Below are 20524 nucleotides of genomic sequence, written 5' to 3' on the forward strand. Positions count from 1 at the left end.
AATGAGATGGGTTAAAGATTCCTAGAAGATTGCATTCCATTTTTCATTAAAGTGTAGTGTTTCAAAGTATTGTGATCAGGACGTGGTGAAATCATGCTTAAAAAAGTGACCGGTTTAATAGTATTTATCTTGGTTTTTCTTCCAATTTTCGAAAAAACTGCAATGGCTGAAACTTACACAGTTCAACCGGGAGATACCCTTTCGAAAATTTCCGACAAGTATGGAACATCAGTAGATAAGGTGGTAAACCTGAACAAATTACTATCTACTATACTTGAGCCAGGACAACAATTAGAAGTTCCTAAAACGTACATTAGTAAAGGGGAAACACTTTATAATATTTCAATTAAACTCGGTGTTTCTATACCTGAGTTAATACGAGCAGCTAACCCAAAAATTAAAAATCATCATTGGATTTATTCTGGACAAATAATAAATGTTCCAATAAAAAATGAAATGATTTATATGGGTAATCCCAGTAAGAAAAGAATCGCCCTTACTTTTGACGACGGTCCAGAAGATATCTATACTCCGCAAATTTTAGATATCTTAAGACAAAAAGGTGTGAAGGCAACTTTCTTTGTGGTAGGGAAGCAGGCAAGGGAGTATCCTGAACTTCTAAAACAAATTTACAGAGAGGGACATGCAATAGGCAACCACACTTGGGATCATTCGCATTTACCAGATCTCACGAACCAACAATTAATCGAAAACGTACAGTTCACTACCGCAGAAATTGAGAAAATTACAGGGTTAAAAACAGATTTATTCCGACCCCCATATGGTGAAATTCAAGGTCAACAGGTAGCACTGCTTAATAATCGTGGATACCGTTCGATCATGTGGACGGCAGATACAATGGATTGGAGCGGAGTGTCTGCGGAAGATATTCAATCAAGAGTGAAGCAAAATGCAAGCCCTGGGGTCATAGTCCTTCAACATAACTACCATGCATCCGGGAAATTTGAAACTGTTAAGGCATTGCCTCAAATCATTGACCAATTACGTGCACAGGGCTATGAATTTGTTACCGTTCCAACACTCATAGGTAAATAAGAATCAAATATAAAAATAAAAAGCATCCCAATAGCCATTGGGATGCTTTTGTTTTCTTAAGATTACTATAATTAGAGTATCCAATATGACTTATACTTTAAACATTACTCTGTTGGTTTTATCATTGGCTGGTTATTCCTCAGTCACTAAATTGGATCAGCACTTGGAGCCTATATACCAGGTTATATTATATTTGATATTGCATATGATTCAATTACAAGTGAAGGAATACCTCTCTTCTTTGGGGCAGCCTTAATATGAATAGGTACCTATTCAGTTATCAATTCATGTCATGGCAGAAAAAGTGGGGAGTTTGTTAAAGTGGCCTATAGCTAAAAAAATATTTATATTATTCAATTAATATGGAATGTGAAGGATTGTAATTAAACTAAAGGGTGCGTAGCTTAAGATCAGGACTGTCTTTAAGGCAGTTTTTTTCTTTGTGCAACTAAAGGGGGGAAGATAATAAAATGATAAAAAAATACATATTTACTACAATTCAGTAAGACGGATTAGAGGAGAAGAGTTGGGTATCATCATGAAAAAATATTTGTTTCTCTTCTGAAAATATAACACAAGTAATTGATCCTGGAGTAACAACTTTTCGGGTATTGATGATATGTGGAATCATTATATCTTTCTCCTTCTCTTTTCTCAGTGAGAAAGGACTTTAGAGAAAATTATCTTTAGTTCCTTAGTAAATTTATTGGTTTGGTTTACTCTATAGCCGTCGAATTAATGAGAATAATATTCCAGGGTAATGGATTTTAAATTGTTTATTCAACAAACGGGTGCGTTAACTAAAGATCAGAGTTGTCTTTAAGGTAGTTTTTTTCTTATGCAACTAACAGGTGACGTTAGCTGAAGGTCAGAACTGTCTTTAAGACAGCGCTTTTTAAAAATGTTTTAATGAGAGATAATTAGAGGGGGAATTTTCAATGAGTAAAGCAATCATTTTTGATATGGATGGAACCTTATTTCAAACGAATTTAATTTTAGAACCTGCCCTAGAAGCAACATTTGAAGTACTACGAAAAGAAAATTTATGGGATAAAAAAACACCGATTGAACAATATAGGGGAATTATGGGTGTGCCACTACCGGTTGTATGGGAAACACTTTGCCCAAACCACTCACTAGAAATACGAGTAAAGAGCAATGAGATTTTTCATAAAAAGCTTATAGAACTAATCCAAGCACAAAAAGGTGCATTATATGCTGGTGTGGAGAGCACATTAAATGATTTAAGTAAAAAGTATCCCTTATTTATTGCCAGCAATGGTCAGATAGAATATTTACAGACAATTGTAGAAACTTATAATTTGGATAGGTTTATTCAAGATACATATAGTATCCAACTAATTAAATCCGGGAATAAATCAGATTTAGTGCAAATGGTGAAAAATAAAAATCAAATTGGAAAAGGTTACGTTGTCGGAGACCGGTATTCAGATATATCTGCTGCTAAGGATAATGAACTTATTGCAGTTGGTGTGAACTTTGACTTTGCCCAAGAAGATGAATTAAAACAAGCAGATTTTGTAGTGAATAACTTCAAAGAAATCTTAGAGTTAGTTTGAATTCTAAAAGGCCGCCAATTGGCGGCCTTTTGAAATACGATTCTTAGTATTATCATACTTTCATATTCAAGTGAAAAACTACCTTTAATGAACTAACCGGGGCAGGATAGCTCAACAAGGGTTTGTTTATTTTTATCTTTTTAAGAGAGATAATATTTTGTTTTTGGAGGGAATTATGAGGGAAGTTACTTTGTCTAATGGAAAAACAGTTGAAGTCGAATGTTTAAGTTGTGCTTTAACAAGTGGGAAAATAGAACCGGATGGTGGTGTAATAGTCGAAACTGAATATTTTCATGCTCACCAAGACGTTGCATATCCCATTAAAGGTTTAGTAATTTTAGCATCTAAACGCCATATTAAGTGCTTTGACGAGTTAAATGACTTAGAAAAGGTTGATTACATAAACTTATTATCTAAGATTAGAAAAGCTCAAAGGGAAGTATTAGGGATAGAACATGTTTATTACTTTTATAATGAAGATACTACCCACCATTTTCATACTTGGATGGTTCCTCGATATGAATGGATGTACGATTTTGGACGTTCTGTGGAATCCGTTAGACCAGTTTTGCTCCATGCAAGAAACAAATTGAATAATGATGAAAATGTAAAAAGTGTAATTGATGGAATTAAGGCTTTAAAAAAAGAACTATACACTTAATCCTTCCTTGATACACTAACAGTTGCTTTACATCGATAAGAGAGGTGCTTTGGCACCTCTTTTTCTTATGGCACTAACGGGACAGGATTGAATAACGTTCAATATATCAAAAGAAGGTTGTTATCTGATATTCAACACATTTTCTAGAAATAGGTACTGTGGTTATATCGTTTATTACTTCAATTTAAGCATTTTTTATAACGTTACGTCATAGTCTAAAGTAAGAATAGAAGGAGGTTTGTATGTTTACGAAAAAAAAGATGGATCATTTTAGTTATTGTTTCTTTGGCTATATTCATACTATTGTACATAATCAGGTCTTTTCAAAGATGATGGTTCAATGAGTGGTTTCGTTACAAATGATGGTAAGCAAGAATACATAAATTCTTATCATGAGGCAATGAGCTATTTACCACAACCTGTTGAGTCAAAAATGCTCAATACCGATTTTGGTAAAGTGAAGCTATACAAATTTCAAGAAGAGGAAACACCAGACAAAACACCGTTATTGTTACTTCCTGGAAAGGGGTCTGCTACACCAATGTGGGAAGCAAATCTCAATGACTTCTTAAAACACCGTCCGGTTTACACAATTGATTTGATAGGTGAGCCAGGGTTAAGTATACAAACAAAACGTATCAAAACTAATATGGATCAAGCTATTTGGTTAAAACAAGTGCTAGAACAATTGCCAGAAGAGGAAATCAACTTATTAGGATTGTCATTTGGTGGATGGAGTGCGGCAAATTTAGCAATTAAGCACCCAGAAAAAATTCAAACACTCATATTAGTAGAACCAGTTTATGTTTTTGGTCCTATTCCACTAAAAATGATTCTAGTTTCGATTCCAGCTTCCGTACCAGCAGTGCCAAAATCAATAAGGGAAAGAATGCTTAGTTATATCTCTGGTGGTGCTAAAATTGATGAAAGTGAGCCGGCTGCCAAATTGATTGAAACAGGAATGCGAACATTCAAAAGTAAATTGCCAATGCCAGAAAAGGTTAAAACTGAACATTTGAAGAAACTTAAGATGCCAGTGCTCGGAATTTTGGCTGGTCAATCGACTATGCATCATTCCGAAAAGTCGTTTCAAATCGGTTTAGAAAATTTAAGAAATCCATACAGTAATATGGTGTTATTTGCAGACGCCTCTCATGCTATCAATGGGGAGTACCCTGAAAAGTTGTTACAAACGATTGAAGACTTTCTAAAACATATTGAATAAGGGGTATGACCACGGCTACTCATGATAATATAGTCATCGACACAAATGTGAATTGGTGATTATCGTGAGAACTTTGGTAGTTCATTAAGGATTACTAAAAATAATTGTATCTGAATCACAAGAAAAGAATCCATTTCTTCAATTTTTTTCACAAAATGCATTCTTGTTTTTACACTAATATGTGGTTTCAAGAGGGGATTTTGGTCAATCTTGATTTAAAAACTACACATAGACATTAATATTTTTATAAATGGACTTACTTGGAGAATTATAAATAGGGATAGTCCAATCACTATCCCTAACAATACATATGATTTCGATTAACGAGTTCTTCCGCCTAATTGTTGTTCAGCCATTTGCACTAAACGTTTTGTAATTTCTCCACCAACAGATCCGTTTGCACGAGATGTTGTATCAGCGCCAAGTGTAACACCGAATTCACTAGCGATTTCGTATTTCATTTGTTCTAGAGCTTGCTCTGCACCATTAACTACTAATTGATTACTGTTGTTATTTCTAGCCATGTTGTCAGCTCCTATGAATATAATGTGTTGCTGGTCATAGGTTTTGATATTATTAAGAGTTATATACATAGATTTCAAAATAAATTAAGGCAATGGTTAATTGAAATTAATACCATCTGTGGATCTAGAAGGGAGAGCAGAGGAAAACATTGAAGTCACCGGGTCGCAAGGAAGGTTTTCAGAAGCGATTATGAAAACAAATGATTTGCAATATCTTCGCTCAGGGTTAAGAGTCAAATGTGAAAAGGATGTAAATCCATCAGTAAGATGGACGTGCTTAAGCTTTGCGGTTTGGTTGCGTACATATATGGAATTTCTTATAAGGGTTGTTGTATATCTAAAAACGGCTTATCAACTTAAAACGAGAGATACAAGAGAACTGGAAAGTGCTACTTTCTTTGCACCTTATGATAAAAATATTGAACCATACATAAGAATTGCAACAGCTTTATGTGCAATTTTAAGCAGCATGGCTCATGAGATAATCCATTATCAACAATGGCTAGAAGATAAGGAAATGGATGAGAAAGAAGCAGAAAGGGAAGCGAAGAATTATTAGATAGTTACTATTGATTTTTGTGATTTGATTTTCTTGTTGAACAAACAGATGCGTTAGCTGAAGATCGGAGCTGTCTATAGGGCAGCTTTTTCTTATGCAACTATCGGGGCAGGTTAGTTCATTTAGCGAAGTGTTAAAGAACTGTGCAGTAAAAATATGATACACTAACACCAGTACTTGTAAAGGTAGGAATTAATATGAATATTGGTGATGTGTTATTTCAACTAGTTTTCCTTATTTTTATATTTGGAATATTTTCTGGTGTGTTTTTTCTTGTTCGTTATCTCGTTACTAAACAACCAAGCAAGTCAGAAAATATCGAACAAAAGCTTGATAGAATTATTAATTTACTTGAAAAGGATAAGGAAAATTAATCTTTTTCTCTTTTGGCATTAATCCTTACTGCACTATTTATTTCAACACTACAATAAATCTTAAAGAACTAACGGGTGCGTTAGCGCCATAAGAAGGCCGCCAAATGGCGGCCTTTTGAACGTATGATTCTTATACAAATCATACATTCAGATTCAAGTGAAAAGCACCAAACAAATACTTTTAATTAACTATCAGGGCAGGCTTGAATTGAAGGTCAAGCTGCCGAACCAGACGGCTTTGAAGTAACGAAGCAGATTAAGTAAAAAATAAGGAAAAAAAGACACAGCTAGTGCTAGTGTCTTTTTTTGAGACGTTATTACACCTTCGTCTATACTTCATACGGTTGTTAAACATAATATATTGCGGACAACCTGTATTTACTTTTTTGTATCAAATTTTGAAAAAGACGGGAGAACGAACATTAATGGACAAAGAAAAAGGAAGTAAAGAAACGAAAACAAAAGGGGATAGAAGTTTGGGAGATAAAAAAGAAGTACAAACTCAAATGTTGGAACTACAGAGAGAGACAACAGAAACATTGAATAAAGTCTTAAATGAAATAACGCTATTAAATAGTAATCTGGAAAAAATGGGGACTGCAATTTCTTCGATGCAACAAAATGTACCTACTACAAATTCTTCAAACATACTTGCTAATCTTGATGCTGACACAATGTTAACCCTCTTACCGATTGTACGTAGCCTTTTTAAAGATACAGAAACGGGACCTGCTATGTATCCGATGTCTCAAGTTCCACAACCTAATTCTTTAAGCTTCCTTAATAATTTGGATATTGATAAATTATTAGAAATCTTACCGGTTGTACGTAGCTTTTTTAAAGGTACAGAAAATTTGGATAAAATCTTACCGGTTGCACTTAGCTTTTTGAAAGGTACAGAAACGGGACCTGCTATGTATTCGATGTCACAAGTTCCACAACCTAATCCTTTAAGCTTCCTTAATAATTTGGATATTGATAAAGTATTAGAAATCTTACCGGTTGTACGTAGCTTTTTTAAAGGCACAGAAAATTTGGATAAAACCTTACCGGTTGCACTTAGCTTTTTGAAAGGTACAGAAACGGGACCTGCTATGTATTCGATGTCTCAAGTTCCACAACCTAATCCTTTAAGCTTCCTTAATAATTTGGATATTGATAAAGTATTAGAAATCTTACCGGTTGTACGTAGCTTTTTTAAAGGCACAGAAAATTTGGATAAAACCTTACCGGTTGCACTTAGCTTTTTGAAAGGTACAGAAACGGGACCTGCTATGTATTCGATGTCTCAAGTTCCACAACCTAATCCTTTAAGCTTCCTTAATAATTTGGATATTGATAAAGTATTAGAAATCTTACCGGTTGCACGTAGCCTTTATAAAGTTGTAGGAGAAAGTGAAGGCAAGATTGAAAATAAAGAATAGCAATGTAAAAGGGCAAAAAGTTGACTCCCAAAAAGAGTCAGCTTTTTGCCCTTCGTTTACTTATTAATTAAAATCCTACTAAGATAATCACTAGTAGGATGAAAAGCACAAGGATCAAACCAATGTTTTCACCATTGCCACCATTGCCCATATCTATCCCTTCTTTAAAAATTGTAAAGGACTGGAAAAGACAGGTTCAACTCTTGTAGGTTCTAACCTTTTTAAATTAAAAAATTAGGAAAAGTATGAACAATAGTGGTTAAAAAATAATTGCCCATACTACTCCCCCTTGTCATCTTTAACAAGATATGTCTGTAAAATTATCTTGTATAGGACAAGCTATTAGGGGATATGTGGATTTTTCAAGAATGCTCATTTTACAAAAAGTAAGGGAGTATGCTATTTATCAAAAAAGAGTAGAAATGGAGCGTAAATCGTATCTGCGAAGACATCTCTTGATAACACAGTAAAAAGGAACAAGCCTTTTTGGAGCACTTAGATGATAGAGACGAAGCTTTTTGGGATAGCTTGAGCTTCTTGAATGAATTAAATAATATCGGAAGATTCGATAATGAGGATGTAGCATTTTATCAAGCTAGATTCCTGATAACTGGAAGGCTTAATCAATCATATAGCATCCGCATATCACCTTTTAAAAATGGGGTTAGAAGATGAATGTTTGATTATGTATAGACAATCACTTGAAAATTCATGGCTATTAAAGTATTTCATCCAAAAACCTAATCATGCTCGGGAATGGATGGATATAGAAAACCCAAAGAACATTAGACCTAAGCAAAGACGAAAAATATTAGAAAATGAAGAAGCTGCGGAACGTATTTACAGTAAAATTATCATCAGTTGTTCACTCCAATCACAAATCATTTTGGGGAGTTTGTGTCGGCGGCATGTTCAACCACGTCATAACTGATGAACTTTTCGGTCATCTGATTGCAACAGTAAATGAATTTATACAATATTTCACCGAAATCATGAATTTATTTCATACAACCATAGAAGAAACAGAACACGCAGAATTGTATAAAGAAATTTCTCTAAAATTAGGAATATGAATATGTATATATATAACAAGCTATTTAAAAGACCCTAATAGAACAATATCCATGCTAAAAAAGAACGGAGAAGATGATGTTATCCGATATTTAAAGTCTAATTATAAAAGAGTTTAAAAGCATTTAAAAATAATGGAAGAGCAAAAGCTACCGAGGAGGTTGCCTTTTTCCTTTTCAATAAGGTCGAAACTAGCTTTATTATAGAATTAACGGGGCAGGTTAGTTGAACAAGTAAAAGGTTTTTGTGGTGGTTATCTCGAAACTAAATGAGTAGGAAAATCATTTTAACATCAGGGAGGATGGCTGTTGTACTTAATATAGGGATCCATATTCTAATTAGAATTGAGGAGTGAATAGAATGACCAACGTAAAAGATATTATTTCTGACCAGTTCTTAGCGAATGCTAATGACCCTAGTTGGTACAAACCATTTTCAGAATCAGTTGAAAATTTGACGGAAGAACAGGCTTTATGGAAGCCAAGCAAAGATAGTAACAGTATAGCTGAAATTGTACAACATCTGATTTATTGGAATCAAACTTGGCAAACCAGGTACGAAAAATCCAACGTAGACGCTGTATCTTCTATCGGAGATAATAATCGGAGCTTTTTAAGTCCTGAATATATGTGCTTTAATGATTTGAAAAAAATCTTATTAGAAGTCCTTTTAAAGTGGGAAGGGTTATTAACTAATGAAAAAATAGAAAGTGATGTTATAGGTTTTCCTGAAAAAGTTAAGTGGTGGCAAATTCTTGGAAATGCAACTACCCATAATGCATATCATATCGGTCAAATTATTTATATAAGGAAACTGCAAAACAGTTGGAAGGCGAATGCATAAGAAGTTGACTTAGCTGCTAATTGGAACTTTTCGCTAGAATGGATTGCTGCGGCAATCCTTTTTTCTTCTTCAACTAAAGGGGCAGCATTCCTGTAATGAACGAATCGGTTTATTTATGCAAAGCCAACTAAGTTTGTGAATAAGTACACTTAAACTAACGGGTGCGTTAGCTGAAGATCGGAGCTGTCTTAAGACAGCTTTTTCTTCTTTAACTAACAGGTGTTACTGTTTAATGAAAACTCTAGTATAATAGTTATTCTTTTGACTCTACTGACTATTAATACGGTATAGATTGAGAGGAACAGGTGTGTTCTAAACTGATGTATCGTGTCACCCCATTGAATGAGTATTTCTCAAGCGTGGACCATTATAAAACTGGTAGCAAAGAGAACGGACATTAAAAAGAGCATTCATCCCCACCAGCTTAGACATAGTTATGCCACAAATTTATTGAATAATGGAGCGCCTATAGAAGTGAATCGAAATTTAATGGGTCATGAAAGGGAAACCACAAAAATTTATGCACATATCCAAGTGGTGCAATGCGGAGAGACTTGTATAGAAAGTATTTATAAGGGACCAAGGGTCCTTTTTTATTTTGTTCTTAATAAACTATCGGGGCAGGATAGTTCATCAAGCATATTGTATTCGAACTATGCAATAAATACTGAACCATGAGAATAGAAAAAAGATATTTAAATCTAATTATTGGATTTTATGGTAAAATTAGTTATATCTTCAAATCATATGTAGAAGAAATGGAACAATTCCTTATAAAAAAGCACAATGAAATTCAATATGAGAATGATGAGTATCAAGACGAGGATAGACATTTTATGCAAAGTATAGCTGTGTGATTAATATAGATCAACAAGCAACCACCCATACAATATTAATAGAAAGAGAGGAATGCCTTATGAAAATTCGCAGTCAATTTACATTTGCAAGTCTGGCCCTATTAATAACGGGAAGTTCCCTGCTATACACATCGCCACCCTCAATTGCAAAAGTAGAGCCTACCCAAAATGTATCTAGTTCGTTACAAACAAGCACTCAACGAGGTCATAATTCCGTCAAGCAAGCAATGCGGGATACATTGCAACTTGGATTCCCCGGGATACTTGCTAAAACTTCCGAGGATGGAAAAACATGGGGTTATGCCGCTGGGGTAGCGAATCTGAGCACCAAGAAACCAATGAAAACAGATTTTCGTTTTCGCATTGGCAGCGTGACGAAGACGTTCACCGCAACGGTTGTACTTCAATTAGCTGGAGAGAACCGCTTGAGTCTAGACGACTCCATCGAAAAATGGTTGCCTGGTGTCATTCAAGGAAACGGATATAATGATAAACAGATTACCATCCGGCAGATATTGAACCATACAAGTGGTATCGCTGAATACTCAAGGTCAAAAGACGCTGATTTTATGGATACAAAAAAATCGTATACGGCTGAAGAACTAGTGAAGATGGGGATTTCGCTGCCCCCGGACTTTGACCCTGGAAAGGGCTGGTCCTATTCAAACACAGGATACGTATTACTGGGTATTCTTATTGAAAAAGTAACCGGAAACAGCTACGCGGAAGAGATTGAAAATCGGATTATTGAACCGCTTGAATTGTCGGAGACATTCCTGCTTGGAAATTCAAGCGTTATTCCAGGCACCAAGCACGCTCGGGGATATTCCCAACCAGACGAAGCAAATGAGATAAAAGACGTTACCTATTATAACCCAAGTGCAGGTAGCTCGGCTGGAGATATGATTTCTACTGCTGACGACTTAAATAAATTCTTCTCTTCCTTGCTTGGTGGCAAATTACTGAAGGAACAGCAACTAAAACAAATGCTTACTACAGTTCCTACAGGAAGAGCAGGAATTGATGGATATGGTCTTGGAATATTTGAAACTAAGCTTCCAAATGGTGTCTCGATATGGGGACACACAGGTGGAATTCTAGGGTTTTCTACTATTGCTGGAGGTACACTTGGAGGCAAGCATACGTTGGTCGTCAGTTTGAACAGTTTGGGTAGGGATAACAGTCCTAATCCTTTTAAAAATATTTTACTTGCTGAATTTAGCAAGTAGGCAAAAATAAAAATACACCTCATCAACCATAGTGGTAAGCTTTGTTATTGACCTAACGGTTGCGTTAACTGAAGATCAGAGCTGTCTTTTAAGGCAGCTCTTTTCTTCGGGGCAGGTTAGTTGCATAACGGATCTGGAAAATATAGGTTAGTAAAGTTATACTCTTAAACATAAACTGAATTCATCGGAGGATTAATATGGAATTATTTGTTGGAATAGCTCTTATACTTATTATATTTTTATCTTCAAGTATTATTGAAAAAAGATTAAAGAATATAGAAAAACAAAACAATCGTGTAATAGAAATTTTAAAAGAAATTAGAGATAAGAAATAAACGTTCTTTAACTAACAGTCTTCTCTTATGGAACTAAAGGGGCAGGTTAGTTCACCAAGAAATGTAATGAAATTCATAGTATATTATGTAATAAAAATGAAAAAAGGGCATTTATTCATGTTTAAGTTTTTTCTTATAATCGGAGTAGGTGGCATTGGCATAGTTAGCCTTTTTGAAGGAAATGAAATTTTTTTCGGATATCACGCTGGTACGGCTATGATTGTTGTATTACTTTTGTTTATAGTCGCTCAATTACATAATATAGAAAGTAAAAAGGATTAGAGTTTTTCACTATAATAAGAGAGGTTTCTGAGGCAGCCTTTTTCTTATGGCACTAATGGGGCAGTATAGTTGAATATGAATATTACAATAAAAGAAAAATGAAGCAAGGTGATATTATGGTTGGAACGTTTTTAAGTTTTTTTGTTATCTTTTTTATTATTGCAAGGCTTGTTAGCCAAATGGGTAAGATAAGCTGGATGCCACTGATAAGAACAACTACGAGACAAGATACAATATTAGCCATAATCTTTTCATTAATTGTCTGTTTTACTTAATGAATAACACACTATTTAGACCATGTTGAAATATCAGCAAGATCGGAGCTGTCTTTAAGGCAGCTTTTTCTTATGGAACTATCGGGGCAGGTTAGTTCTATGTTTTTAAGGTAGCTTTTTCTTTATGGAACTATCGGGTCAGGATAGTTGCATAAGTGAAACCGTAAAATAATTTATAACGTCATATAAATAAAGGGGGGAGTTTATGATAAGATATTTAGGTTTTATAACTGTCAGCATAATGTTTTTGCTTATAGTTGGTTGTGCCAATATAGAGACTGATTCAAAAAAATTTGTTCCTTCTGATACTGATATTGTGAATAGAAATAATGGTGATATTAAAAACGAAACTAGGTTAAAAGAATTTATCAAGAATACAGAAACAGGGAAAAAGGATAGTATTCGTGTGGTTGCTTACACAAAGGAAGGAGACCCGATACTAACTGATTTAACATATAACGGAGAGCAGCTTGAAATTACTGAGGATACCACTAGAGATGAGTACGGTAGTGGAGAAATTAATACATTTGGATGCGGGAAAATTTTAGTTGAAGGAAACAAATACTCTATCATTGGTTTCCAAGGTTACAAAACACCTTATTACTTAGCAGAAGGTAATTAATGTGATTATCGACTGTGTAATCTTCAACGACCCTCTATCAAACCTTGATTCGAGTACATCCTTCTTCAACTAACAGGTGCTTTACTTCAATAAGAGAGTTGCTTTGGCAGCTCTTTTTCTTATGGAACTATCGGGGCAGGATAGTTTAATAATCATGGATAATTTTCCAATTTTCATATAATGTAGAAGGAAGAAATGGAGGGATGAAATTTGAGATTTTTCAAGATATTTTCTTTTTGCACTTTAATGATAGTATTCTTAAATGCTTGTAGTTTAGATAATACAAAAACGAAAAGTGAAATTTTAGAAATACCTAATATAGATGAATATACAACTTTATTAGTGCAAGGTGTTGATGAGGACGGTGTATCTTCCGAGTCAACTTCAAAGGTCATTACAGATATTAATGAAATACAAGCTTTTATAGAAAAAGTGAACAAAATGGAAGTTGTGCAACCTCCTAATAAGGAGTTATTGGAGAAGAGTAAAGAATTAAATAAAAAAGGGAATTACTTTTTTGTATTATCCGATAAAGAAACCATGGATAACAAAGTGTACACTATGAATTTTTTTAGTGATGGAAGGATTATGTTTCAAGAACCGAACGGAATGAAGCAAGAAGCAAATGGAGCAGAACAGAAAATGATGTATTTATCAAAAGAAAAACATACTGATGTTCTTCTTGAAATGAAAGAATTATTAAACATTAAGTTTTAATTAATCCTTAATCAACTAACGGGTGTGTTAGTTCATTAAGGAACACAAAAATGATCAATCTTTTTAATAGTATAAGGGCATGCTTTGATTAATCCTTTTTCAAAACATGCCCTTTCTATTTATTCATTTATCAAGGTTGTTTGTATTAATTTGATCAAACTTTGTGGTGATCCCATGATCCGTTCTTTTTTTTATTTTTACTCTGTATAAATTAATCGCTCCCAAAGCTACAGATATTCCGGCCAAATATAGGGCATGTTGATAACTGTTCAATAGATTAACGACTAAACCGAATAAAGAGGGTGCTATGACAATGAATAATTGATTTAATGTCAATGCTGAACTCACCGTTAAACCTATAAAACGTGAATCCGATTGCTCTGTGATACAAGCAATAAAAATGGAATACCAACCAATGGCTACAAAACCCAAAAGAAAACAAAATAATAGCATCAAGATTTCCATTTCAACAGTCAAGATGAGTGGCAGCATCACTGTAAGAATTACGGTAACAGCCATAACAATAAGCAATAATCTTTCCCTTTTACCTTCAAAGAATTGATCACTCGCCCATGCGATGACTACCCGTCCAACCATACCACCTATTAAAACGACGCTTAAATATTTTCCTGCCTCTGTTAATGCATAGCCCCCTTCGTTATGCAAATAACTCATAAAATGCCCAATGATAATCATCTGTAATGACATCATCACAACACCCACTATATACATCGGAAATAACTCTTTATTATTCTTGATGACACTCATTTTCTCCTTGAACCCGACCGAGGTTAATCCCGTTTTACCCGTTCTTTCTGGTTCGTTATATAATATTAGGAAGAGCAGCCCTCCCATTATTGCTACGATCCCTTGTACTATATGTACTGATGACAAATTGAAATGATAATATGTATAGGATAAAACTACAGAGGCTAAAGATCCTCCAAGCGGTATTCCCGTCTGTCTTATCCCTAGAGCCAGACCTCTATGTTCGTTTGGAAACCATTTTACGATGGCCGTGCTTCCACCGGTTTGAGCACTTCCGTACCATATACCGACCAACAATAATAAAAGCAGCAATACAATATAATCATTAACAAAAACTAGCGTTAAAGCTGAGAGGCCCAATAAAATGGTCCCCCACCCGATAATGTGTTTTTCCCCTTTTTTATCCATCAAGTAACCGAATGCCAGCATTGAAAACATCGGACCAATATTGACCGCTGAAACAATGAAGCCTGTTTGAAGAGGTGTTAAATTCCATTCAATTTGATAAAATGCAGCGATGGGTCCCATGCCATATGTCACAAAGGTTGCTGCAGTTTGGGATAACGTGGCCACCAATACGATTAACCATTTATAATATGTATGCATTAAGAAATTCTCCCCCTATGCTTGATGTATCGTCAATAATAATTCGGTGGGATAAATTCTTATTTTTAGCTTCTAGCATTATCTAGTCTCCCTTACTTATTAACTAACTAGAGTTTACTCTGACTGCCCAGAAGCGTAAAATGGAGGAAAATGATAGGGTTCATAAATTTTTTTTATAGGGTGTGCCAACTATATGAACATCAAAGAAATAGCATTGAAAATTGAAATATTAAACCGTCAAAATTTAAGTAAGTCTGCAGAAATCACGAACTATACTCAATCCGCCCTTACGGCTAAAGTGAAAAAAATAGAGTCGGAAATTGGAAAACTTGTTTTTAAACGCACGCCCCAAGGATTGAAAATCACTAGCGTAGGAATACAGTATAAAAACTATCTTCAACTTATTTCACAAGAGTACGAAGAATTTTTACAAAACATTGGTGCCATTCAAACTAACTCTAAAGTGGATTTTGGCACATCACATACAACCTTGAAAATCTATGGTGCCCATATCGCGAATACTTTGAATATGAAGAACGACATTCAAATGGATGTGGATTTCGCCGTAGATTCCAGTAATGCCATAAACCAAAAAGTGCACAATTCTGAATTGGATTGTGCACTCATTAGTGAACCTATTAAGAAATATCCCGACTTAACTTATGACATCGTTGCATCCGAAACATTCGAGATCATTTCAAGTAAGGACCATATCATCAATTTTGATTGGAAAACACCTATTACATTGCTCGTATTGAGTAAAGGTTGTATGTATACAAGAGCTGTGACCGAATGGCTTATGAATAATCAAATACCATATAAATTAAAGGAAATAAAATCAATCAGCAGTATCCAAGATTTTTTGCAAATCAGTAATACCATTGCAGTATTGAATACTAAGCTTATAGATTTATATAACTATACAAACATTCACTTTTACAAATTAAGCTTTAACAATATCATTAATACCGTTTTCGTTTATAAGATGAACGACGGAGAACAGAACAATATCGTACAATTTAAAAATGTTCTGAAGACGATTGGTTAATTACAAAAAAGAGGTTTTATCTTTAGAGTTGCTTTTTGGCAGCTCTTTTTCTTATTGAACTATCGGGGCAGGTTAGTTCCATAAGGAAATGGATTATTTTAGACTTATGAATCTTTTTTTATTATTTTCTTAAAGGTTCAAATTATATTAATTTGATATCGTAATTCACCATTAAGGAATGTGATTTCCTGCGAGAGCAATAAATAAAATTACACGTAGTTACAAAGCTATTAATTTTTTTAATTTTTGTCTCTTTTAATACATATATTTGTTTTTATGCAAAAGACAAAACAGAAGGTATAGTTACTGCGTGTATAGGTATCTTTCTAGTGATTTTGGTTGCAACTATGGGATTTCTTCAAGATAGAAGCAGCCATATGTATAAAAGATAAAGAGGATGAAAAAGATGAAAAAGGAAAGGCAAAAAAGAAGGTTTTTCAAAGGGATAATGATTGAAATTCGTGAGTCAATCTTATATGAATTTATTTTTAACCTCTTAACTCTTATTCCAAGAATGATAGTTCGTTTAGTAAAAAGTTTATTTTAACTAATTGTGTCGGAAGTAATTCTTAATGAACTAACGGACGTTAGCTGAAGATCAGAGTTGTCTTTAAGGCAGCTCTTTCTTTAACTAAAGGGGCAGGTTAGTTGAAGATTGAATACGTTGCAAAAAGGGATTATTACTGTTAAGGCGAATAGTTAATAATTGGATTTTTTTTTGAAATGGGGAGATTTTAAGAGTTAAGAAAAGACCTAAATAGAAAGGTTGTTTTATTTGAACAATTTTGACTGCATTTCAGAAACGGAAAGATTAGTAATAAGACCATTAAAAGAAGATGATTATAAAAATTAGCTTTGAGAATTTAAAAATAGGCTTCCATCTCAACACAGGTATGATCAAGGGAAGATTGATATGAGTGTCACAAGGTTCTCTTACAAAGCAACTTCGAGAACTGGAAAGAGATGGCTTAATAAATCGCAAAGTTTATCCAGAGGTTCCTCCTCGAGTAGGTTATTCATTAACCTCAAAAGGGAAAGAATTCATTCCTATAATTGATTTGATGGAAGAGTTCGGGAAGAAGTTTGGGGAGCAGGTAGACTAACCAAAGCGCTCACATTCGTTTAACATTTACCCCAAAATTCCATAACTAAATGGTGAATAAGTAATAGTTGTGGGAGGAGAGATCGTTCTAACGGCAGTTTTTTACGGTAAAAGTTCGTGAAGAAATGTATTAAATTAACGGAGGAAGAAGTAAAAATACTAAGCTGTCATTGTGGCAGCTTTTTTACACTAACCAAGCTATAAGTACAAAAAAATGTACTACGGCAATTTTTATTGCCCTCTTTAAAAAAATGAGAATTGGTTTTATTCTATTGTCTGTAACAAAATTACTCAATGCAACAAGTTGATAGGCAAACGTTGTAATAAACAGAATCTGACATTTCAGTATGAAGCGCTGATGTGAATCCAGGCTTCCATCTTATGAGTTAGATCCATACTTTTGCCCTCGTTTCTAGATAAATTCAATCCGATAAAATGTGAGGAGGTCCCTTAAGATAAATTGACACTAAATTTTCACCATGTTATAGTTAGCATGCTAAATACATGTTAGTAGTGGGGGCATACCTATGAACGATAAGGTTGGATGCGATATTCGTGAGTCGTTAGATAAAGTTTCATCCCAAATGCGTCGAGATTATAGCGAAAGTCTAAGAGAACTTAATCTTCATGTAGGCCAGGATAAACTACTCGCTCGGTTGTGGATAGGTGATGGAATAACACAAATGCAACTATGTGAACATTTAAAATGCGAACCGCCTACGGTAACAAATATGGTTAAAACGCTGGAGCTAAATGGGTTCATATACCGTAAACGTGATGAACAAGATGCAAGAGTTATGCGAATTTATCTAACAGACAAAGGCAAAGAATTAGAGAAACCGGTTGATTTCAAATGGAAACAGCAGCAAGAAAAATTACTCCATTCAATCTTACCGGAAGAACGCTTAATCTTAAGGGAACTTATGAAACGAATGGAGAGAAACTTGTTCTAAGTTTTCTCTATGTAAATGTTTAGTAGGCTAAATGATTATTTAGCAGCCTAAATATTAAACTTCTATATCGTTCATTTACTATTTAACAAAGTTTATACTCAATTCCGGGGATATGAGTATCATGCTCGACAATTTAGTAAGGAAATCAAAAGAAAAACTGTCCTTGATGGGAAATCACCAGCAAATTATTTAGCAAGCTAAGTATCATTTTGTTTTTCACCGTTGTATTGAAATATGGTTGGAATTAAAATGCTTCAGGCTCTTTTGGTTATTTGAAGCTTATTTAAAATTAAGGAGAAGAGATATATGAAAAGAAAAGAGATGCAACTAGCACTACAAATGGTTTCAGGATACGGAGCCGAATTCAGCGCTTGGAGAATGCCTGGCACCGACCCAGCAGCTTACACAAATATGGATAGTTATGTGGAGCGGGCTAAATTAGCTGAAAAAGGAAAATTTCAAATGATTTTCATTGCGGATACTCCTGCATTATCCAACGACTTAGGTCCCCAGACTCCAATGTTCCCTATGGACCCTATGTTAGCACTAATGGCTGTAGCCAGAGAAACGAAACATATTGGGCTTGTTGCTACCTTCTCAACGACATTCAATTATCCATATAACATAGCACGTCAGTTCAAAGCACTGGATGTTATAAGTCGTGGGCGTGTAGGGTGGAATGCGGTCACTACATCTGATCCATTAGCTGCAGCAAATTTTGGTGCTCAGATTGTCAGTCGCAAAGAACGCTATGAAATGGCTCATGAATCCATTCAAATTGTCCAAACATTATGGGGAAGTTGGGAAGAAGACGCTTGGACGTTAGATGTAGAAGGCGGAAAATTTGCCGACATGGATAAAATTCAGCCTATAAATCTTCAAGGGCAGTATTATGCGTCTCGTGGTCCTTTGCCAATCCCTCCTTCTAAGCAAGGTCATCCAGTTATTTTCCAGGCAGGTGGAGGGGAATTAGGTTTGGAATTGGCCGGGAGATACGCTTTTGGTGTTTATGCAAATCCTTATGATATTGAATCTGCTCGTGAACATAGGCAAGCGGTTCGACAAAGTGCTGCCCGTTTTGGCAGAAATCCTGATGACATTAAGATGTATGCAGGTTTTATGTTTTCCATCAGTTCAACTGAAGAAGAAGCTTTAGAACGGCGAAGACAGCTTATGAGTTTTAATCCTGAGGAGATTCCAGGCAGGGTAAGATACCTTGGTTCCATGGTTGGCTTACCACTATCGGTGCACTCGGTAGATATTGATCAACCTTTATCAGCTGACATGTTGAAACAGGCATATGCCAACCCTATGGATCCACGATCCCACATAGCTTTACAGAAGCTGAAACAAGGGCTATCCATTCGAGATGTTCTTGCCCATGGGGTCATTAACTATCATCCAGTAGTGGCAGGCACCCCCGTACAAGTTGCTGACTTCTTGGAAGAATGGTTTTTGGCCGGTGCATGTGACGGTTTCTCGGTTGTTCCGGATATAGCCTATGATGGAGTGGCTGATTTTGTGGAACGGGTTGTCCCAATTTTGCAGGACCGCGGTTTGTTCCACAATGAGTATGAAGGAAAAACACTGCGTGAGAATATGGGGGTTCCTTATCAATACGGAAGACTGAAATATTAATATAATTAATAGAGGAGAGGATTCAAATGAATAATACCCTTGAATTGCTTCAAAATCATACGTCCGTTCGTTCTTTTACCAATCAACCACTGACAGAGGAACAACGGGATGTAATATTTAAGGCAGCTAATCAAACTTCGTCCTTCAGCCTTTTACAGGTCGTTTCTATCATTAGAATTACTGATCCAGATCTTCGCAAAAAGGTGACACAATTATCTGCCAATCAACCTTATATTGGAGAAGTTGCTGAGTTTTGGATTTTTTGTGCTGATTTTAACCGAAACCACCAGATTGCTCCTAAGGTAGATCTTGACTATATGGAATACCTTTTAATTGGATCATTTGATGCTGGGCTAATGGCTCAAAATGCTTTAACGGCAGCTGAATCATTGGGACTAGGTGGTGTATATATCGGTGGAGTAAGGCTTAATATTACAGAATTAACAGAGGTACTGAATTTACCAAAGTATGTGGTTCCTTTAGTTGGTCTATGCATAGGCCATCCTGCTGGAGAAAAACCTGGACTAAAACCACGCTTGCCTCAATCGATGATCATGTTTGATAATCAGTACCAGCCATTCGATGAAGGAAAATTAGCAACTTATGACCAACAGATGCGTGAATATTACCAAAATCGTCCTGTTAAAGCGCCTTTCACAGTGAAGAAAGTAAAGGGATGGAAAGATCATATTGAGGATCATCTTGAAAGAAGCAAACTACCCTTCATGCTTGAGTATTTAAACAAACAAGGGTTTGCTAAAAAATAAACCGTTAT

19 protein-coding genes and 1 pseudogene are annotated in these 20524 nt (G+C 35.1%); 18 read left to right on the forward strand and 2 right to left on the reverse strand.

Going from position 1 to position 20524, the window contains the following annotated elements; translation table 11 throughout:
* Window positions 1-93: 93 nt before the first annotated feature.
* From ACFX4H_RS15360 to ACFX4H_RS15375, 4 genes are all read left to right on the forward strand, one after another.
* On the forward strand, window positions 94-1056 hold the full coding sequence (locus tag ACFX4H_RS15360) for a polysaccharide deacetylase family protein (RefSeq protein ID WP_249598904.1): 963 nt from the start codon (window positions 94-96) through the stop codon (window positions 1054-1056).
* Between the two features lie 938 nt (window positions 1057-1994).
* Window positions 1995-2636 carry an HAD hydrolase-like protein gene (locus tag ACFX4H_RS15365; RefSeq protein ID WP_377435758.1) on the forward strand — a complete coding sequence of 214 codons (642 nt, stop codon included), beginning with the start codon at window positions 1995-1997 and terminating at the stop codon, window positions 2634-2636.
* A gap of 175 nt (window positions 2637-2811) precedes the next feature.
* Window positions 2812-3297 (forward strand): HIT family protein, encoded by a 486-nt coding sequence (locus tag ACFX4H_RS15370; RefSeq protein ID WP_034304527.1) that lies wholly within the window; start codon window positions 2812-2814, stop codon window positions 3295-3297.
* A 340-nt stretch (window positions 3298-3637) separates the two neighbouring features.
* A complete protein-coding gene (locus tag ACFX4H_RS15375) occupies window positions 3638-4522 on the forward strand; it encodes an alpha/beta fold hydrolase (RefSeq protein ID WP_377435759.1) in 885 nt (294 codons plus the stop codon).
* Window positions 4523-4842: 320 nt separating this feature from the next.
* Here the strand turns inward: ACFX4H_RS15375 and ACFX4H_RS15380 are convergent, their stop codons facing one another.
* Window positions 4843-5046, reverse strand: coding sequence for an alpha/beta-type small acid-soluble spore protein (locus ACFX4H_RS15380; RefSeq protein WP_034304517.1), 204 nt, complete (start codon window positions 5044-5046; stop codon window positions 4843-4845).
* 100 nt (window positions 5047-5146) lie between these two features.
* On the opposite strand from ACFX4H_RS15380, the gene ACFX4H_RS15385 reads away from it, so the two are divergent.
* The 9 genes from ACFX4H_RS15385 (at window position 5147) to ACFX4H_RS15425 (ending at window position 13634) form a co-directional block, all read left to right on the forward strand.
* Window positions 5147-5605: a hypothetical protein gene (locus ACFX4H_RS15385; RefSeq protein WP_377435760.1), complete on the forward strand. Its 459-nt coding sequence runs from the start codon at window positions 5147-5149 to the stop codon at window positions 5603-5605.
* 197 nt (window positions 5606-5802) lie between these two features.
* Window positions 5803-5979 carry a DUF4083 family protein gene (locus ACFX4H_RS15390; protein ID WP_377435761.1) on the forward strand — a complete coding sequence of 59 codons (177 nt, stop codon included), beginning with the start codon at window positions 5803-5805 and terminating at the stop codon, window positions 5977-5979.
* A gap of 425 nt (window positions 5980-6404) precedes the next feature.
* A complete protein-coding gene (locus tag ACFX4H_RS15395; protein WP_377435762.1) occupies window positions 6405-7403 on the forward strand; it encodes a hypothetical protein in 999 nt (332 codons plus the stop codon).
* Between the two features lie 1431 nt (window positions 7404-8834).
* Window positions 8835-9317 carry a DinB family protein gene (locus ACFX4H_RS15400; RefSeq protein ID WP_034304508.1) on the forward strand — a complete coding sequence of 161 codons (483 nt, stop codon included), beginning with the start codon at window positions 8835-8837 and terminating at the stop codon, window positions 9315-9317.
* A gap of 342 nt (window positions 9318-9659) precedes the next feature.
* Window positions 9660-9995 carry a tyrosine-type recombinase/integrase gene (locus ACFX4H_RS15405; RefSeq protein WP_377435763.1) on the forward strand — a complete coding sequence of 112 codons (336 nt, stop codon included), beginning with the start codon at window positions 9660-9662 and terminating at the stop codon, window positions 9993-9995.
* Between the two features lie 238 nt (window positions 9996-10233).
* Window positions 10234-11403 (forward strand): serine hydrolase domain-containing protein, encoded by a 1170-nt coding sequence (locus ACFX4H_RS15410; protein ID WP_377435764.1) that lies wholly within the window; start codon window positions 10234-10236, stop codon window positions 11401-11403.
* Between the two features lie 197 nt (window positions 11404-11600).
* Window positions 11601-11738, forward strand: a complete 138-nt coding sequence (locus ACFX4H_RS15415) for a hypothetical protein (protein WP_377435765.1) — start codon at window positions 11601-11603, stop codon at window positions 11736-11738.
* A gap of 762 nt (window positions 11739-12500) precedes the next feature.
* Window positions 12501-12917 (forward strand): DUF4362 domain-containing protein, encoded by a 417-nt coding sequence (locus tag ACFX4H_RS15420; RefSeq protein WP_377435766.1) that lies wholly within the window; start codon window positions 12501-12503, stop codon window positions 12915-12917.
* A gap of 210 nt (window positions 12918-13127) precedes the next feature.
* Window positions 13128-13634: a hypothetical protein gene (locus tag ACFX4H_RS15425; protein ID WP_377435767.1), complete on the forward strand. Its 507-nt coding sequence runs from the start codon at window positions 13128-13130 to the stop codon at window positions 13632-13634.
* Between the two features lie 123 nt (window positions 13635-13757).
* Here the strand turns inward: ACFX4H_RS15425 and ACFX4H_RS15430 are convergent, their stop codons facing one another.
* Window positions 13758-15008 carry an MFS transporter gene (locus ACFX4H_RS15430; protein WP_377435768.1) on the reverse strand — a complete coding sequence of 417 codons (1251 nt, stop codon included), beginning with the start codon at window positions 15006-15008 and terminating at the stop codon, window positions 13758-13760.
* Between the two features lie 193 nt (window positions 15009-15201).
* Between ACFX4H_RS15430 and ACFX4H_RS15435 the strand changes: the two genes are divergently transcribed.
* From ACFX4H_RS15435 to nfsA, 5 genes and pseudogenes are all read left to right on the forward strand, one after another.
* Window positions 15202-16056, forward strand: a complete 855-nt coding sequence (locus tag ACFX4H_RS15435) for a LysR family transcriptional regulator (protein ID WP_377435769.1) — start codon at window positions 15202-15204, stop codon at window positions 16054-16056.
* Window positions 16057-16973: 917 nt separating this feature from the next.
* A pseudogene (locus ACFX4H_RS15440) lies at window positions 16974-17159 on the forward strand (winged helix-turn-helix transcriptional regulator); the annotation flags it as partial.
* Between the two features lie 526 nt (window positions 17160-17685).
* On the forward strand, window positions 17686-18111 hold the full coding sequence (locus ACFX4H_RS15445) for a MarR family winged helix-turn-helix transcriptional regulator (protein ID WP_034304466.1): 426 nt from the start codon (window positions 17686-17688) through the stop codon (window positions 18109-18111).
* Between the two features lie 306 nt (window positions 18112-18417).
* Complete coding sequence (locus ACFX4H_RS15450) at window positions 18418-19749, forward strand: NtaA/DmoA family FMN-dependent monooxygenase (RefSeq protein ID WP_377435770.1); 1332 nt, start codon at window positions 18418-18420, stop codon at window positions 19747-19749.
* Between the two features lie 26 nt (window positions 19750-19775).
* On the forward strand, window positions 19776-20516 hold the full coding sequence (gene nfsA / locus ACFX4H_RS15455; protein ID WP_377435771.1) for an oxygen-insensitive NADPH nitroreductase: 741 nt from the start codon (window positions 19776-19778) through the stop codon (window positions 20514-20516).
* Window positions 20517-20524: the final 8 nt, after the last annotated feature.

Origin of the sequence: Peribacillus sp. YIM B13477 (assembly GCF_042787955.1) — a bacterium.
GTDB classification, from domain to species: domain Bacteria; phylum Bacillota; class Bacilli; order Bacillales; family DSM-1321; genus Peribacillus; species Peribacillus frigoritolerans.

Coding starts and splice junctions, on each gene's coding strand:
- ACFX4H_RS15395 (WP_377435762.1), top strand. CDS start 6,405: ATGGACAAAGAAAAAGGAAGTAAAGAAACGAAAACAAAAGGGGATAGA.
- ACFX4H_RS15370 (WP_034304527.1), top strand. CDS start 2,812: ATGAGGGAAGTTACTTTGTCTAATGGAAAAACAGTTGAAGTCGAATGT.
- nfsA (WP_377435771.1), top strand. CDS start 19,776: ATGAATAATACCCTTGAATTGCTTCAAAATCATACGTCCGTTCGTTCT.
- ACFX4H_RS15380 (WP_034304517.1), bottom strand. CDS start 5,046: ATGGCTAGAAATAACAACAGTAATCAATTAGTAGTTAATGGTGCAGAG.
- ACFX4H_RS15445 (WP_034304466.1), top strand. CDS start 17,686: ATGAACGATAAGGTTGGATGCGATATTCGTGAGTCGTTAGATAAAGTT.
- ACFX4H_RS15420 (WP_377435766.1), top strand. CDS start 12,501: ATGATAAGATATTTAGGTTTTATAACTGTCAGCATAATGTTTTTGCTT.
- ACFX4H_RS15430 (WP_377435768.1), bottom strand. CDS start 15,008: ATGCATACATATTATAAATGGTTAATCGTATTGGTGGCCACGTTATCC.
- ACFX4H_RS15450 (WP_377435770.1), top strand. CDS start 18,418: ATGAAAAGAAAAGAGATGCAACTAGCACTACAAATGGTTTCAGGATAC.
- ACFX4H_RS15360 (WP_249598904.1), top strand. CDS start 94: ATGCTTAAAAAAGTGACCGGTTTAATAGTATTTATCTTGGTTTTTCTT.
- ACFX4H_RS15435 (WP_377435769.1), top strand. CDS start 15,202: ATGAACATCAAAGAAATAGCATTGAAAATTGAAATATTAAACCGTCAA.
- ACFX4H_RS15400 (WP_034304508.1), top strand. CDS start 8,835: ATGACCAACGTAAAAGATATTATTTCTGACCAGTTCTTAGCGAATGCT.
- ACFX4H_RS15365 (WP_377435758.1), top strand. CDS start 1,995: ATGAGTAAAGCAATCATTTTTGATATGGATGGAACCTTATTTCAAACG.
- ACFX4H_RS15410 (WP_377435764.1), top strand. CDS start 10,234: ATGAAAATTCGCAGTCAATTTACATTTGCAAGTCTGGCCCTATTAATA.
- ACFX4H_RS15405 (WP_377435763.1), top strand. CDS start 9,660: ATGAGTATTTCTCAAGCGTGGACCATTATAAAACTGGTAGCAAAGAGA.
- ACFX4H_RS15375 (WP_377435759.1), top strand. CDS start 3,638: ATGAGTGGTTTCGTTACAAATGATGGTAAGCAAGAATACATAAATTCT.
- ACFX4H_RS15390 (WP_377435761.1), top strand. CDS start 5,803: ATGAATATTGGTGATGTGTTATTTCAACTAGTTTTCCTTATTTTTATA.
- ACFX4H_RS15415 (WP_377435765.1), top strand. CDS start 11,601: ATGGAATTATTTGTTGGAATAGCTCTTATACTTATTATATTTTTATCT.